At 64.3% G+C, this 15,007-nt stretch carries 10 protein-coding genes; 3 read left to right on the top strand and 7 right to left on the bottom strand.

The annotated features are described in order from the left end of the window. Nucleotides 1-78: 78 nt before the first annotated feature. The gene (locus tag HU751_RS24495; RefSeq protein WP_050706803.1) at nt 79-1,323 is read left to right on the top strand and encodes a putative porin; all 1,245 of its coding nucleotides are present in this window, start codon (nt 79-81) and stop codon (nt 1,321-1,323) included. Between the two features lie 125 nt (nt 1,324-1,448). On the opposite strand, the gene HU751_RS24490 is transcribed toward HU751_RS24495, so the two are convergent. The 5 genes from HU751_RS24490 to HU751_RS24470 all read right to left on the bottom strand — a co-directional run bounded on the left by HU751_RS24490 (nt 1,449) and on the right by HU751_RS24470 (nt 7,893). Then, nucleotides 1,449-2,570, bottom strand: a complete 1,122-nt coding sequence (locus tag HU751_RS24490; RefSeq protein ID WP_028693068.1) for a beta-ketoacyl-ACP synthase III — start codon at nt 2,568-2,570, stop codon at nt 1,449-1,451. 219 nt (nt 2,571-2,789) lie between these two features. After that, nucleotides 2,790-6,695, bottom strand: coding sequence for an ATP-dependent RNA helicase HrpA (hrpA, locus tag HU751_RS24485; RefSeq protein WP_186733024.1), 3,906 nt, complete (start codon nt 6,693-6,695; stop codon nt 2,790-2,792). A gap of 105 nt (nt 6,696-6,800) precedes the next feature. Then, the gene (locus tag HU751_RS24480) at nt 6,801-7,049 is read right to left on the bottom strand and encodes a hypothetical protein (protein ID WP_186733026.1); all 249 of its coding nucleotides are present in this window, start codon (nt 7,047-7,049) and stop codon (nt 6,801-6,803) included. An 81-nt stretch (nt 7,050-7,130) separates the two neighbouring features. Next, entirely contained in the window at nt 7,131-7,382 is a 252-nt protein-coding gene (locus HU751_RS24475; RefSeq protein WP_050706807.1) for a hypothetical protein, read from the bottom strand. A gap of 13 nt (nt 7,383-7,395) precedes the next feature. After that, nucleotides 7,396-7,893: a hypothetical protein gene (locus HU751_RS24470; protein ID WP_050706808.1), complete on the bottom strand. Its 498-nt coding sequence runs from the start codon at nt 7,891-7,893 to the stop codon at nt 7,396-7,398. A gap of 456 nt (nt 7,894-8,349) precedes the next feature. Here HU751_RS24470 and HU751_RS24465 point away from each other — a divergent pair, with 456 nt between their 5' ends. Together HU751_RS24465 and HU751_RS24460 are read left to right on the top strand one after the other, a co-directional pair. Next, complete coding sequence (locus HU751_RS24465) at nt 8,350-9,714, top strand: glutamine synthetase family protein (RefSeq protein WP_186733028.1); 1,365 nt, start codon at nt 8,350-8,352, stop codon at nt 9,712-9,714. Between the two features lie 29 nt (nt 9,715-9,743). Continuing rightward, nucleotides 9,744-11,051 (top strand): NAD(P)/FAD-dependent oxidoreductase, encoded by a 1,308-nt coding sequence (locus HU751_RS24460; RefSeq protein WP_186733029.1) that lies wholly within the window; start codon nt 9,744-9,746, stop codon nt 11,049-11,051. 131 nt (nt 11,052-11,182) lie between these two features. Here HU751_RS24460 and fadD1 read toward each other — a convergent pair whose 3' ends face one another. Both fadD1 and fadD2 read right to left on the bottom strand, forming a co-directional pair. Further along, nucleotides 11,183-12,880, bottom strand: coding sequence for a long-chain-fatty-acid--CoA ligase FadD1 (gene fadD1 / locus HU751_RS24455; protein WP_028693064.1), 1,698 nt, complete (start codon nt 12,878-12,880; stop codon nt 11,183-11,185). A gap of 298 nt (nt 12,881-13,178) precedes the next feature. Then, complete coding sequence (fadD2, locus tag HU751_RS24450) at nt 13,179-14,867, bottom strand: long-chain-fatty-acid--CoA ligase FadD2 (protein WP_050706811.1); 1,689 nt, start codon at nt 14,865-14,867, stop codon at nt 13,179-13,181. Nucleotides 14,868-15,007 lie beyond the last annotated feature (140 nt).

The following is a 15,007-nucleotide window of genomic DNA, read 5'->3' as shown; positions in this document are numbered from 1 at the left end:
GTCAGGCCCTTTCCGAAGACATGCCAACTCGGGGGCGGGCGCTTGAGCCTCCCCACTTTTTCCAACAGGGAGAACCTTATGCGTCTTGTTTCTACACTTACCGGAGTGAGCCTCACCGGCATGATGCTGGCTCTGAGTACTCCGGCCAGTGCTGCTGTCGACGCCAAGCTGCTCGAAATACTCCGCGCCAACGGCTCGATCAACCAGGCGCAGTACACCGAACTGCAGGGCGACCTGGCAAAGGAAACCAAGGAAAAGGCCGACCAGAAAGCCCAGTCCGAGCGCCTGAGCTCCTTCGAACAAAAAGTGGCATGGGCCGCCAAGACCCAGATCAAAGGTGACGTGCGTCTGCGCTACGAAGACGTCAACGTCGACAACCCCAACAGCCGCAGTGGCAACCAGGACCGCGAGCGTGTGCGTGCCCGCGTCGGTTTCTACAGCGAGATCAACCCGCAGGTCGACGCCGGCATTCGCGTGGCCACCGGCAGCAGCTCGGACGCCCGTTCGACCAACCAGAGCCTGGACAACTACTTCGACAAGAAATCGCTGTGGGTGGACCTCGCCTACCTCGACTGGCACCCGACCGCCGTGCCGAACCTGCACCTGATCGGCGGCAAGATGCTGCAGCCGTGGGTGAGCATGGGCGACATCATCTGGGACAGCGACATCAACCCGGAAGGCGTGGCCGTCACCTACAAGACCAACCTGGGCGGCGCCGAAGTGTTCGGCAGCGCCGGTCACTACACCCTCAAGGACAACGTCGACGGCGACGGCGTGCAGTTCAAGCACGACGCGCAGCTGTACCACGGCCAGTTGGGCACCAAGTTCAACCTGGCTGACAGCGTCAAGGTCACCGTCGGCGGCAGCCTCTACGGCTTTGACAACGACAAGAAGTCGGCCGTGCTGCGCAGCTTCGGCAACACAACCACCGAGTTCAACCTGGCCGAAGGCTTTGGCCAGGTGGACTTCACCGGCTTCGCCATCCCGCTGTCGGCCTATGGTCAGTTCGTCAAGAACACCGACAGCACCGACGGCGAGGACAAGGCCTGGCTGGCGGGTCTGAAGACCAAGCTGGGCGCCTGGAGCCTGGACTACAACTACCGCGACGTACAGCGCAACGCCGTGGTCAGCCTGTTCACCGACTCCGACTTCGGTGCCGGTTTCACAGGTTCACGTGGCCACAAATTCAAGGTCGGCTACGAGATCGACAAGAACTTCTCCCTGGGCGCGGCCTACCTGATGGCCAAGACCGACCTGTCGCAGTTGCCGAACAACAATGCTGACGTCGACACCCTGCAGGTCGACCTGGAAGCCAAGTTCTAAGCGCTACGCTCCCTTGCTCCACGCTGAGGCGGGAAATGCCGACCCCATCCGGCATTTCCCGCTTTTTTTTTGCCTGTCAGATAGCTGGGGGCTGCTTTGCAGCCCCGGCATTCTCGAACTGAAAATCAGCGCTTGCGCAGCACCACACTACCAATCGAATATCCAGCACCAAACGAACTCAGCACCCCCAGCGAACCCTTGGCCAGATCATCCTGATACAGGTGGAAGGCAATCACCGACCCCGCCGAACTGGTGTTGGCATAACGATCCAGGATCACCGGCGCATCTTCCTCGGCCACTTCACGCCCCAGCAGCTTCTTGACGATCAGGTGGTTCATGCTCAGGTTGGCCTGGTGCAGCCAGAAGCGCTTGACGTCCGACGGCTGCAGGTCGTTCTCGGCCAGGTGCTGGCCGATCAGCTCGGCGACCATCGGGCAGACTTCCTTGAACACCTTGCGGCCTTCCTGCACGAACAGCTTGTCGCGGGCACCGATGCCCTCTTCCGCGGCGCGGTTGAGGAAGCCGAAGTTGTTGCGGATGTTGTTGGAGAACGCCGTCAGCAGCTTGGTGCTGACTATGTCGAACTGGTGTTCGGAGGTCGCCAGGTCGGCACGCTCGACCAGCACGGCGGTGGCGGCGTCGCCGAAGATGAAGTGGCTGTCGCGGTCACGGAAGTTCAGGTGGCCGGTGCAGATCTCCGGGTTGACCACCAGCACCGCGCGCGACTGACCCAGCTGCACGCTGTTGGCGGCGGTCTGGATGCCGAAGGTGGCCGACGAGCAGGCCACGTTCATGTCGAAGGCGAAGCCCTGAATGCCCAGTGCCTGCTGCACTTCGATGGCGATGGCCGGGTACGGGCGCTGCAGGTTGGAACAGGCGACGATCACCCCGTCGACATCGGCGGCGGTGCGCCCGGCACGCTCCAGGGCTTGGCGGGCGGCGGCCACGCCCATTTCGCAGAGGATCGACTGTTCGTCGTTGCCGCGCTCGGGCAGGCGCGGCTTCATGCGCTGCGGATCGAGAATGCCGGCCTTGTCCATGACGAAGCGGCTCTTGATGCCCGAGGCCTTCTCGATGAAGGCGGCGTCGGACAGCGGCGCCGCCTCGACCTCGCCACGCTCGATGGCGGCGGCGTTGTCACGGTTGAAACGCTGTGCCCAGGCGTTGAAGGATTCCACCAGTTCTTCGTTGGAAATGCTTTGGGCCGGGGTGTACAGGCCGGTGCCGCTGATGACGACGTTGTGCACGGTCGTTCCTCTGGTCTGGGGCCATCGCCACAAGGCGCTGGCCGGAATAAGGGCAACTTAATGGCACCTTGGTACCAATTTTGAGGCGAGGGCTGCGCCCTCGTTCGCGGCACAAGGCCGCTCCTACAACATCGGCGTTCGCCTGTAGGAGCGGCCTTGTGCCGCAATCGGCCGCACAGCGGCCGCAAATTCCACCAAGTTTGCCACAACTTGAGGGGCTTAGGCTTCCACCTGACTCCACTGTTTGCCCAGTCGCTTGTCGGAAACCGGGACCTTCGTCCCCAGTTGCTGGGCAAACAACGACACCCGGTATTCCTCCAGCAGCCAGCGGTACAGGGTCAACTGCTCATCGCGCTTGCCTTCCTGGGCATGCTTGTCGGCGCGGGCCTGGTACTGCGCCCAGCAATTGGCCAGCTCGGCGCTCCACACCCGATCCTTCTGCACCTGCGAGCCCAGCTTCTCCAGGCGCAGCTCCACCGCCTTGAGATAACGCGGCAACTCCTTGAACCAGACCCCCGGCGTTTCCCGCACGAAGCCCGGGTACACCAGGTTGGCCAGCTGCTGCTTGATGTCGTTGAGCGCCACCGCCTGGCTCAGGTCGATCTTGCCCTTGAAGCGCTTCTGCAGGCCATGCCACAGCTTCAGCACCTCCAGGGTCAGACGGGCCAGGCGTTCGGCGTGCTCGGTCCAGTTGCCGCGCTTGCGTTCGGCCAGCGAGGCCAGGCCCGCGCCATCACGCGGCAGCGGCTCTTCGCCTTCCAGCACACAACTGTCGAGGCTGGCCAGGAGGATATCCTCGACCAGCGCCTCGACCCTGCCCAGTTCACGGTACAGCAGCCCCAGCTCGGTCAGCCCCGGCAGCTTGCCGCGCAGGAACTTGGCCGGTTCCGCCAGCTGTTGCAGCAACAGGCGCTGCAAGGCGCGACGGTGCTGGAACTCGGCTTCGGCCTGGGTCGAGAAGCGTCCCTCGCGCACCGTGCCGTTGTCCTCGACCAGCGCCGGATAGACCGTCATCGACAGCCCGGCGATCTTCTGCTGGGCGGTCTGCGCCACCTGCGCGAAGGCCTTGGCCTGTACCGGCTGCTCGGCCTTCTCGCTGCGCGGCAGGGCCAGTGCAGCCTGGCTGGCGGCGGCGAAGCGGGCGGTCAGCTCGGCCAGGTCGCGGCCTTCGCCGAGGAACTTGCCCTGGGCGTCGACCACTTCGATGTTCATGCGCAGATGGCCTTCCACCAGCCCGGCCGCCTCCGCCCAGGCCTCGTCCGACACCCGCGCCCCGGTCATGCGCAGCAACTCCTGGCCCAGCGCTTGCGGCAATGCCCCCTGGCCGAACGCCAGGCGCGACAGCGCCGCCTTGACGAAGTCGGGCACCGGCACGAAATTCTTGCGCAGGGCCTTGGGCAGGTTGCGCACCAGGGCGATGCACTTGGCCTCCAGCAGGCCGGGCACCAGCCATTCCAGGCGCTCGCCCGGCAGGTTCGGCAACAACGGCGCCGGCACCCGCACGGTCACGCCGTCACATGGGTGGTTCGGCTCGAAGTGATAGCTCAGCGACAGGCGCAGTTCCCCCACCTGCAGGTGGTCGGGGTACTGCGCGGCGGTGACCTCGCTGGCCTCGCGGGCGAGCACGTCCTCTTCGCGCATGATCAGCAGGTTCGGATCCTTCTGGCTGTTCATCCGGTACCAGCTGTCGAAGGTCGCGGTCTGGTGGATCTCTTCGGGCAGGCGCGCCTCGTAGAAGGCGTACAGCGTCTCCTCGTCGGCCAGAATGTCGCGCCGACGGGCCTTGGCCTCCAGCTCGTCGAGCTGCTCGAGCAGGCGCTTGTTGGCCGCCAGGCACTTGGCCCGGGACTGGATCTCACCACCGACCAGGCCGTCGCGGATGAACAGCTCGCGGGAAGTGACCGGGTCGATCGGGCCGAAATGCACCGGCCGGCGGCCGACCAGGATCAGCCCGTAGAGAGTGATCTGCTCGTAGGCCACCACCTGGCCGCGCTTCTTCTCCCAGTGCGGTTCGAAGTGGTTCTTCTTGATCAGGTGGGTGGCCAGCGGCTCGATCCAGTCCGGCTCGATCTTGGCCACCATGCGCGCATACAGCTTGGTGGTCTCCACCAGTTCCGCGGCCATCACCCACTGCGGGCGCTTGCGGCCGATGCCCGACGACGGGTGAACCCAGAAACGCCGCTGACGCGCGCCCTGGTAGTCGCCCTCCTCGGTCTTTTGGCCGATCTGGCTGAGCAGGCCGCTGAGAATCGCCTTGTGCAGGGGCTGGTAGTCGCAGGCGTCCTTGTTGACCGTCAACTGCAGGTCGCGGCAGATCAGCGCCAGCTGGCGATGGGCGTCGCGCCACTCGCGCAGGCGCAGGTAGTTGAGGAAGTTCTTGCGGCACCAGTTGCGCAGCGGGCTGGCGGTCAGCGCCTGGCGCTGCTCCTCGAAACCGCGCCACAGGTTGACCAGCGCGGCGAAGTCGGAATCGACATCCTTCCACTGCGCGTGCGCCTGGTCGGCGGCCTGCTGGCGCTCCGGCGGGCGCTCGCGCGGGTCCTGCACCGACAGCGCGCTGGCGACGATCAGCACTTCCTGCAGGCTGCCCTGGCGGGCGCCTTCGAGCAGCATGCGGCCCAAACGAGGATCGATCGGCAGACGCGCCAGCTGGCGGCCCAGTGGTGTCAGCTGGTTCTCGCGGTTGACCGCCGACAGCTCCTGCAACAGGTTGAAGCCGTCGCTGATGGCCTTGCCATCCGGCGGCTCGATGAACGGGAAGGCATCGATGGCGCCCAGGCGCAGGTGCAGCATCTGCAGGATCACCGCGGCCAGGTTGGTACGCAGGATCTCCGGGTCGGTGAACGCCGGCCGGCCGTTGAAATCGTCCTCGCTGTACAGGCGGATGCAGATGCCCGGCTCGACCCGGCCGCAGCGGCCTTTACGCTGGTTGGCGCTGGCCTGGGACACCGCCTCGATGGGCAGGCGCTGGACCTTGGCGCGGTAGCTGTAGCGGCTGATGCGCGCGGTGCCGCTGTCGATCACATAGCGGATGCCCGGCACGGTCAGCGAGGTTTCGGCGACGTTGGTCGCCAGCACCACGCGCCGGCCGCTGTGGGACTGGAAGATCCGCTGCTGCTCGGCCGGCGACAGCCGCGCATACAGCGGCAGGATCTCGGTGTGGCGCAGCTGCGCCTTGCGCAGGATCTCGGCGGCGTCGCGGATCTCGCGCTCGCCGGGCAGGAACACCAGCACATCGCCCGGGCCCTTGCCCTGGCTGCGCTCGTGCTGGGCGATCTCGTCGAGGCTGGCAAGGATCGCCTGGTCGACGGAAAGGTCCTCCTCGACCTGGTTGCCCTCCTCGTCGTGCTCGCTGGTCAGCGGCCGATACCAGGTTTCCACCGGGTAGGTGCGCCCGGACACCTCGATGATCGGCGCGCCGTCGAAGTGCTTGGAGAAGCGCTCCAGGTCGATGGTCGCCGAGGTGATGATCAGCTTCAGGTCCGGGCGGCGGTGCAGCAGGGTCTTGAGGTAGCCGAGCAGGAAGTCGATGTTCAGGCTGCGCTCATGGGCCTCGTCGACGATGATCGTATCGTAGCGCTCGAGGAAACGGTCGTGCTGGGTCTCGACCAGCAGGATACCGTCGGTCATCAGCTTGACCAGGGTGTTCGAATCGCTCTGGTCCTCGAAGCGCACCTGGTAGCCGACCAGCGCCCCCAACGGCGTGCCCAGCTCCTCCGCGACCCGCGCCGCGACGCTGCGCGCAGCGATCCGCCGGGGCTGGGTGTGGGCGATCAGGCCATGGCTGCCGCGGCCCAGCTCCAGGCAGATCTTCGGCAACTGGGTGGTCTTGCCGGAACCGGTCTCGCCGGCGATCACCAGCACCTGGTGCTCGGCCAGGGCCTTCTTGATCTCGTCGCGCTTGGCGGCGATGGGCAGGCTGTCGTCGTAGCGAATGCTCGGCACGCTCTGCTGGCGCGCGGTGACCTGGGCGCAGGAAGCCTGGACCTTTTCCACCCACTGCGCGAGCTTGCCCTCGTCGGGGCGCTTGCGCAGCTCGTGCAATTGCCGGCGCAACCGATGGCGGTCGGCGATCATGGCGTGGTCGAGGTTCTTCAGCAATTGGTCGATGGCGTGGTCTGTCATGGGGCTTTTTAATGATGCAGGCGAGTGCTGCTTTTTCATGATCGGCAGGCGTAAGAGGCGGGATTGTCGCAGATTTGCGAAATCGATGCTGCCTGTGCCCGCCGTTCAGTCGCGGTCACGATCGAAATAGCGGGAGCGCTTGAACAACAACGGGGTAGCAATTGCCACGAAAAAAGCTGACCAGCCAATACCATCAAGTTGCAGGAACTGCTCTTCACCCAGTTGATTACAGGCGGTAATCCCCGTGACGTTGAAGACGATATAGAGAAGAAACCTGATGCACCTTGACCGGCATGCCCAGTCGACCAACGTGCCGACCACGAGGGCATAGCAAATACCATAAAGCACCCACATATCCGCTCCCCTTCAGATAATCAACATCAGGCTGCTGGATTGGGGACCAATACCGCCTTTCACGGTTGCTGTGCCCGCCGTTCAGTCGCGGTCACGCTCGAAATAGCGGGAGCGCTTGAAAAGCAGCAGCGTTGCAACTGCATCACAAAGAATCCACCAGTACATCCCATCCAGCCGCAAGAATTCACGTTCGCCAAGTTGTGTGCACGCCGTTATGCCAGTTGCCATCAGCGCCACGCAGACGCAGCATCTGAGCGTTGCTGAGCGACATGCCCAGTCAAGCAATAGGCCGGCGACCAGCCCATAAAGGGTAAGAAGAAAGATCTCAGTCATGGCTACCCTTCAATCACATGATGAACATCAGGCTGGACGTCTGAGGACCTATGCCGCCGTGAACCTTGGCTGACAGCGACACCAGAACATCGCCCACGTGAAAGGTCGGTATTGAGCGCAGCATTGCCCAGCCAGCAACAACACTGACCGCCCCTCCAGTGATCGCCCCCACGGGCGTACCCGCCAGCGGGCCTGCAACACTTGCGCCTGCTTTACCTGCAAGCCAGCCGACTACAGTCGAAACCCTCTGCCTTTGCTGATTTAGGATGTCCCCTTGCTGTCGTGAAATCGGCCGAGATACTGCAACCGTCATATGGCAAGGCCGTTCCCCCGCCTGCATTCGGTCATAAAGCTCTGCCATCTTTTCAACGACCTGATAGTGCCCGGCATGCACGAATGGCAGCCCCGCCTGCCGGATCTGACAACATTCCCCTGGCTGGATGATGAACTCGCTGACATCGAAGATGATCGCGTGATGGGCGATTACCTGATAAGTCCTTTGCGCTTGCATGGCGATCCCTGACCATTCCTACAAAGAAAGGGACTTTCACCGCTGGCGCGCCACCTGCCAATTAGCCTAGGTCCGATAAAACTGTGGGAAGCTTCCTAAGCTGCTGCGACGCGGCGAGCAGACCTTGCCAATGTTTAGCTACCACCGGAATGAACGTCGCCATTCACTGCTTTAATCAACCTTACAGGCCATGTGAGTATCCAGGGATGCTTCCCGACCCGATGATTGCCCGCCCGGTGCCCTACCCTTCGCTGCCGAAGGCCCGGGCCCGTGCCGGTGAAAATCCGCTGGTCCATATCATCCTGGCGTTCTGGGCGCTGTGGCATTGCCGTCACGCGCGCCCACCGGACACGTCGCTCACGCACTCCTGACCCGACCCGGCCGCCTTCTGGCCGATTGACTCAGCCTGACCGCTCGCCTGCGCGGCGGTCACGTGTGCCCCAGAGCGAATCCACCATGCACTTTGCCCCCGCAGAGCAAGCCAGGCGTTTCCTGGCCGACAACCCCGATATCGACCTGATCGAGCTGTTCATCCTCGACGCCAACGGCGTCCCCCGCGGCAAGCTGCTGCACCGCGAGGAGCTGCTGGCGGTGTTCGAAAGCGGTCGCCCGCTGCCCAGCACCATCCTCGGCCTGACCCTCAACGGCGATGATGTCGAAGACTCGGGCCTGGTCTGGGACGTCGGCGACATCGACTGCCGCGCCTACCCACTGGACGGCAGCCTGGTGCGCCTGCCCTGGCGCCGGGTGCCGACCGCCGCCGTGCAGGTCAGCATGCACCCCAGCGAAGGCCTGCCGGCCAGCGTGGCCGATCCGCGCCATGTCCTGCTGCGGGTGATCGACGCGCTCAAGGCCGATGGTTTCCACCCGGTGATGGCCTGCGAGCTGGAGTTCTACCTGCTCGACCAGCAGCGCGACGCCCACGGCCGGCCGCAGCCGGCGCTGGACAGCGACGGCGGACGTCCGCGCGGGACCCAGGTGTATGGCCTGCGCGAGCTGGAGCAGATCGAACCCTTCCTCGCCGACCTCTATGCCGCCTGCAAGACCCAGGGCATCCCGGCCCGCACGGCGATCTCCGAGTACGCCCCCGGCCAGGTGGAGATCACCCTGGAGCACGGCGACGCACTCGAGGCAATGGACCAGGCCGTGCGCTACAAGCGCCTGGTCAAGGGCATCGCCAACGCCCACGGCATGCAGGCCTGCTTCATGGCCAAGCCGTTCGCCCAGCTGGCCGGCACCGGCATGCACATGCACCTGAGCCTGGCGGACGCCGCCGGCAACAACCTGTTCGCCAGCGAGGACAAGGCCGGCACCCCGCTGCTGCATCATGCGGTGGCCGGCATGCTGCGTCACCTGCGTGAATCGCTGCTGCTGTTCTGCCCCAACGCCAATTCATTCCGCCGATTCCAGGCCAACAGCTATGCGCCGCTGGCGCCGACCTGGGGCGTGGACAACCGCACCGTCAGCCTGCGCGTACCCGGCGGCCCGGCCAACAGTCGGCATGTCGAACATCGCATCTGCGGCGCCGACGCCAACCCCTACCTGGCCGCCGCCGCGATCCTCGCCGCCACCCACCAGGGCATCCGTGAACAACTCGATCCCGGCGCGCCGGTCGAAGGCAACGGCTACGCCCAGGCCAGCGAACACCTGCCCACCGACTGGCTGACCGCCCTCGAGGCCCTGGAGCGTTCGACCTGGGCCCGGGAGGCGCTGGGCGAGGCCTTCCTCGGCGTCTACCTGAAGGTCAAGCGCGCCGAGTACCGCCAGTTCATGGCCGAGGTCGGCGAGCAGGACTGGCGCTGGTACCTGCACCAGGCCTGATGCCCACGAGATTACAAGAAGGAACAAGCATGAACGCAGCAGTGAACAATGGCCCGGCCCAGCGCGCGCCGTCCTATTACAGCGCCACCCTCAACGACACGACCGAATACCCCACGCTCAAGGGCACGGTACAGGTGGACGTGGCGATCATCGGCGGCGGCTTCACCGGTGTGGCCACCGCGGTGGAACTGGCCGAGCGTGGCCTGAAGGTGGCCATCGTCGAGACCAACCGCGTTGGCTGGGGCGCCAGCGGGCGCAATGGCGGCCAGGTCACCGGCAGCCTGTCGGGCGACGAGGCCATGCGCACGCAGATGCGCGACCGGCTGGGCGCCGAGGTGGACGATTTCATCTGGCACCTGCGCTGGCGCGGCCACCAGATCATCGAGCAGCGCGTCGAGCGCTACGGCATCCAGTGCGACCTCAAGCACGGCCACCTGCACGCGGCGATGAAACCGTCGCACATGAACGAGCTGCGCGCCTTCGAGGCCGAGGCCCAGCGCCGTGGCATGGGTGACCAGGTGCAACTGCTCGACCGCAGCGCCATGCAACGCCACCTGCAGAGCCCGCTGTACCTCGGCGCGCTGAAGAACCGTCGCAACCTGCACCTGCACCCGCTCAACCTGTGCCTGGGCGAGGCCCGCGCCGCCCACGGGCTGGGTGCGCTGGTGTTCGAAAACTCCGAGGTGCTGGAGATCGTCCACGGCCCGCGCCCGGCGGTGGTCACCGCCCAGGGACGGATCGAGGCACGCCAGGTGATGCTGGCCGGCGATGTGTATCACAAGCTGGAAAAGCGCCAGCTCAAGGGCAAGATCTTCCCGGCCATGGGCGGCATCGTCACCACCGCGCCGCTGGGCGAGCTGGCCGAGCAGATCAACCCGCAAGACCTGGCGGTTTACGACTGCCGTTTCGTCCTCGACTACTACCGCCTGACCGCCGACAAGCGCCTGCTGTTCGGCGGCGGCGCCAACTACTCCGGGCGCGACTCGCGGGACATCGAAGGCGAGCTGCGCCCGTGCATCGAGCGCACCTTCCCGGCGCTCAAGGGCGTGCCGATCGAGTTCCAGTGGAGCTGCGCCATGGGCATCGTGGTCAACCGCATCCCGCAGCTGGGCAAGCTGTCGGACAACGTCTGGTATTGCCAGGGGTATTCCGGGCACGGCATCGCCACCAGCCACATCATGGGCGAGATCATGGCCGAGGCGCTGACCGGGACTCTGGAGAAGTTCGATACCTTTGCCGGGTGCCGGCACATCAAGGTGCCGATGGGCGACCTGCTGGGCAATCCGCTGCTGGCGGCGGGGATGTGGTACTACCAGATGCTGGAAAAGCTGCGCTGAGTTTCCTATATCGCAAACGTAGGAGCGGGCTTGCCCCGCGATGGCGTCGACTCGGGCAACAACGTTACCTGAGCTGACGCTATCGCGGGGCAAGCCCGCTCCCACGTTTCAATCCCAAAGCACGCTGGGGATCAGGCGATCTTCTTCAGGCCCTGCTTCTTCAGCTCTTCGTCGCGCAGCTCACGGCGCAGGATCTTGCCGACGTTGGTGGTCGGCAGCGCGTCGCGGAACTCGATGGCCTTGGGCACCTTGTAGCCGGTGACGTTGGCGCGCATGTGCTCCATCACCTGCTCCTTGGTCAAGGTCATGCCCGGCTTGACCACGATGAACACCTTGATCACCTCGCCGGACTTCTCGTCCGGGATGCCGATGGCCGCGCACTGCAGCACGCCCGGCAGCGCGGCGAGCACATCTTCGAGCTCGTTGGGGTACACGTTGAAGCCGGACACCAGGATCATGTCCTTCTTGCGGTCGACGATGCGCATGTAGCCGTCCGGCTGGATCAGGGCGATGTCGCCGGTCTTCAGCCAGCCGTTGCTGTCGATGATCTCGGCGGTGGCGTCTTCACGCTGCCAGTAGCCCTTCATCACCTGCGGCCCCTTGATGCACAGCTCGCCCACCTCGCCCAGGGGCAGCTCCTGGCCGTTGTCGTCGATGATCTTGCACAGGGTGGACGGCACCGGGATGCCGATGGTCCCCAGCTGGTTGGCCGAAGTCGGGTTGACCGCCGCCACCGGGCTGGTCTCGGTCATGCCGTAGCCTTCGCAGATGGCGCAGCCGGTCACCGTCTTCCAGCGCTCTGCCACGCTCTGTTGCAAGGCCATGCCGCCGGACAGGGTGATCTTCAGCGCCGAGAAGTCGAGGTTGCGGAACGTCTCGTTGTTGCACAAGGCGACGAACAACGTGTTGAGGCCGACGAAGCCGCTGAACTTCCACTTGCCCAGTTCCTTGACCATGGCCGGCAGGTCGCGCGGGTTGCTGATCAGCACGTTGTGGTTGCCGATGAGCATCATGGCCATGCAATGGAAGGTGAAGGCATAGATGTGGTAAAGCGGCAGCGGGGTGATGAGGATCTCGCAGCCTTCGTGCAGGTTCGAGCCCATCAGCGCGCGGCACTGCAGCATGTTGGCGACCAGGTTGCGGTGGGTGAGCATCGCGCCCTTGGCCACGCCGGTGGTACCGCCGGTGTACTGCAGCACGGCGACATCGCCGGACTGCGGGTTGGCCTCGGTCACCGCGCCGCCCTTGCCCAGCGCCAGGGCGTCGTTGAAGCGCACGGCGCCCGGCAGGTGGTAGGCCGGCACCATTTTCTTCACGTACTTGATGACGCTGTTGATCAACAGGCGCTTGAGAGGTGGCAACAGGTCGGCCACTTCGGTCACAATGACATGTTTGACCTGGGTCTTGGGCACCACCTTTTCCGCCAGGTGCGCCATGTTGGCCAGGCACACCAGGGCCTTGGCCCCGGAGTCGTTGAACTGGTGCTCCAGCTCCCGCGCGGTGTACAGCGGGTTGGTGTTGACCACGATCAGGCCGGCACGCATGGCGCCGAACACGGCAACGGGATACTGCAGGACATTGGGCAGCTGGACCGCGATGCGATCACCCGGCTTCAGGTCGGTGTGCTGTTGCAGCCAGGCGGCAAAGGCGCCGGACAGGGTGTACAGCTCGCCGTAGGTGATGGTCTTGCCCAGGTTGCTAAAGGCAGGTTTGTCGGCAAAGCGTTGGCAGGATTGCTTGAGTACCGCCTGGATATTGGGGAATTCGTCAGGATTGATGTCCGCCGTGACCCCGGCTGGGTACTTATCCTTCCAAAAATGTTCGATCATGGAAGCCCGCTCCTTCAGCAACAGCGAATTCGGTACGCGTCGATGCGCTTATTATTGATATGAGAGGCCGGCTCATTGCAAACCGGATCCTCTGAAAGCGCGCCGAGAGTAACAGCTTTGCAAGGGGTCGCCTAGAGGCCGAAAAAGGCCGACAGGTCACGAAAATGACTCAATGAACAATACAGGTCATTTTTAGAGTATTTATACAAAATATCGCGAATCCGCCTGAAAGCCCTGCCCTAGAGAGGGCCTGCGGGAACGGCGTTGCGCCGATCCCACAGGATTGGATTAGCCAGCGTCAGGCAATGTCGCGCAACTCCCGACGCAGGATCTTGCCCACCGGAGTCATCGGCAGCGATTCGCGCAACACGATGTGCTTGGGTACCTTGTAGCCGGTGAAGTTGGTCTTGCAGAACGCCTTGAGCTCATCGACGCTCACCCCACCCGCCCGCGGCACCACGAACAGCTTCACCGCCTCGCCGGTGCGCTCGTCCGGCACGCCGATCACCGCGCAGCTGGCCACCTGCGGATGGCCCATCACCACGTCCTCGATCTCGTTGGGATACACGTTGAAGCCCGAGACAATGATCATGTCCTTCTTGCGGTCGACGATGCGGGTGAAACCGTCCGGATCGATGACAGCGATGTCGCCAGTCTTCAGCCAGCCCTCGGCATCCAGCACCTGGGTGGTGGCCTCTACCTGCTGCCAGTAGCCCTTCATCACCTGCGGCCCCTTGATGCACAACTCGCCACGCTCGCCCAGCGGCTGCTCGTGGCCTTCGTCGTCGATCACCTTGAACGCCGTGCCGGGCACCGGGAGCCCCACGGTCCCCAGACGCGCCAGCTGGCCATAGGGGTTGGTGCTGGCCGCCGGCGAGGTTTCGGTCAGGCCATAGCCTTCGACGATGCGACAACCGGTGAGGGCTTCCCAGCGTTCGGCGGTGGCCTTGACCAGCGCGGTTCCGCCGGAATTGGTGATCTTCAGCGCGGAGAAATCCAGCGACTTGAAGCCCGGATTGTCCATCAGCGCGACGAACAGCGTGTTCAAGCCCACCAGCGCCGAGAACCGCCACTTGCCCAGCTCCTTGATGAAGCCGGGGATATCGCGGGGATTGGTGATCAGCACGTTGTGGTTGCCGGTCACCATCATGCACATGCAGTTCGCGGTGAAGGCATAGATGTGGTACAGCGGCAGCGGCGCGATCATCACCTCCTGCCCTTCCTTGATCAGTGGCTGGCCATCGGGGCCATGCTGGCCGAAGCAGGCCAGCACCTGGAGCATGTTGGCCACCAGGTTGCCGTGGGTGAGCATGGCGCCCTTGGCCAGCCCGGTGGTGCCGCCGGTGTACTGCAGCACGGCAATGTTTTCCAGGGTCTGCGCCACCGGTTTGTGGGTAAGCCCGCGCCCCTGGCGCAGCACCTGCTTGAACGATACGGCCTGGGGCAACTGGTAGGCCGGCACCATCTTCTTCAGCTTGTCGACCACGGTATTGACCAGCCAACCCTTGGCCGTCGGCAGCAGGTCGCCCATCTTCGCCTCGATCAGGTACTCGATGCCGGTGTCGGGCAGCACCTCCTGCACGCGCTTGCCGAACATGTTCAGGTACACCAGGGCACGGGCGCCGGAGTCCTTGAACTGATGACGCATCTCGCGCTCGGTGTACAGCGGGTTGGTGTTGACCACGATCAGGCCGGCACGCATGGCGCCGAACACCGCGATGGGGTATTGCAGGACATTGGGCATCTGCACCGCGATGCGGTCGCCCGGCACCAGCTCGGTGTGCTGTTGCAGCCAGGCGGCAAAGGCCGCCGAATGACGCTCGAGGTCGGCATAGCTCAGGGTGACCCCGAGGTTGCTGTACGCCGGGCGGTCGGCGAAGCGCTTGCAGCAGCGCTCGAAGACATCGACGACGGATGTGTAGGCATTCATGTCAATGGTGGAGGGTACGCCCGCCGGGCGCTTGTCGTTCCAGAAATCGGCTTGCATTTATTGTTGTTCCTCTGCCGGGACATCCCTGACCTGATCGCCTGCTGGCAAAAAGGTGTTCAGCCGACGTTAGCAGCTCTGTCGATGGTGGCAAATACGCCAAGTGCCGCCATTAACATTGTGAATCTCTTTTCTGCCCT

The sequence above is a fragment of the Pseudomonas peradeniyensis genome (assembly GCF_014268935.2).
Classification (GTDB): Bacteria; Pseudomonadota; Gammaproteobacteria; order Pseudomonadales; family Pseudomonadaceae; genus Aquipseudomonas; species Aquipseudomonas peradeniyensis.
The sequence above is the reverse complement of the archived record's forward strand: the minus strand, read 5'-3'. Positions and strand labels throughout refer to the sequence as shown.

Excerpts from the sequence above, each read along its gene's own strand:
- hrpA (WP_186733024.1), bottom strand. The coding sequence starts at position 6,695 with ATGACAGACCACGCCATCGACCAATTGCTGAAGAACCTCGACCACGCC.
- HU751_RS24465 (WP_186733028.1), top strand. The coding sequence starts at position 8,350 with ATGCACTTTGCCCCCGCAGAGCAAGCCAGGCGTTTCCTGGCCGACAAC.
- HU751_RS24495 (WP_050706803.1), top strand. The coding sequence starts at position 79 with ATGCGTCTTGTTTCTACACTTACCGGAGTGAGCCTCACCGGCATGATG.
- HU751_RS24470 (WP_050706808.1), bottom strand. The coding sequence starts at position 7,893 with ATGCAAGCGCAAAGGACTTATCAGGTAATCGCCCATCACGCGATCATC.
- HU751_RS24460 (WP_186733029.1), top strand. The coding sequence starts at position 9,744 with ATGAACGCAGCAGTGAACAATGGCCCGGCCCAGCGCGCGCCGTCCTAT.
- fadD2 (WP_050706811.1), bottom strand. The coding sequence starts at position 14,867 with ATGCAAGCCGATTTCTGGAACGACAAGCGCCCGGCGGGCGTACCCTCC.
- HU751_RS24475 (WP_050706807.1), bottom strand. The coding sequence starts at position 7,382 with ATGACTGAGATCTTTCTTCTTACCCTTTATGGGCTGGTCGCCGGCCTA.
- HU751_RS24480 (WP_186733026.1), bottom strand. The coding sequence starts at position 7,049 with ATGTGGGTGCTTTATGGTATTTGCTATGCCCTCGTGGTCGGCACGTTG.
- fadD1 (WP_028693064.1), bottom strand. The coding sequence starts at position 12,880 with ATGATCGAACATTTTTGGAAGGATAAGTACCCAGCCGGGGTCACGGCG.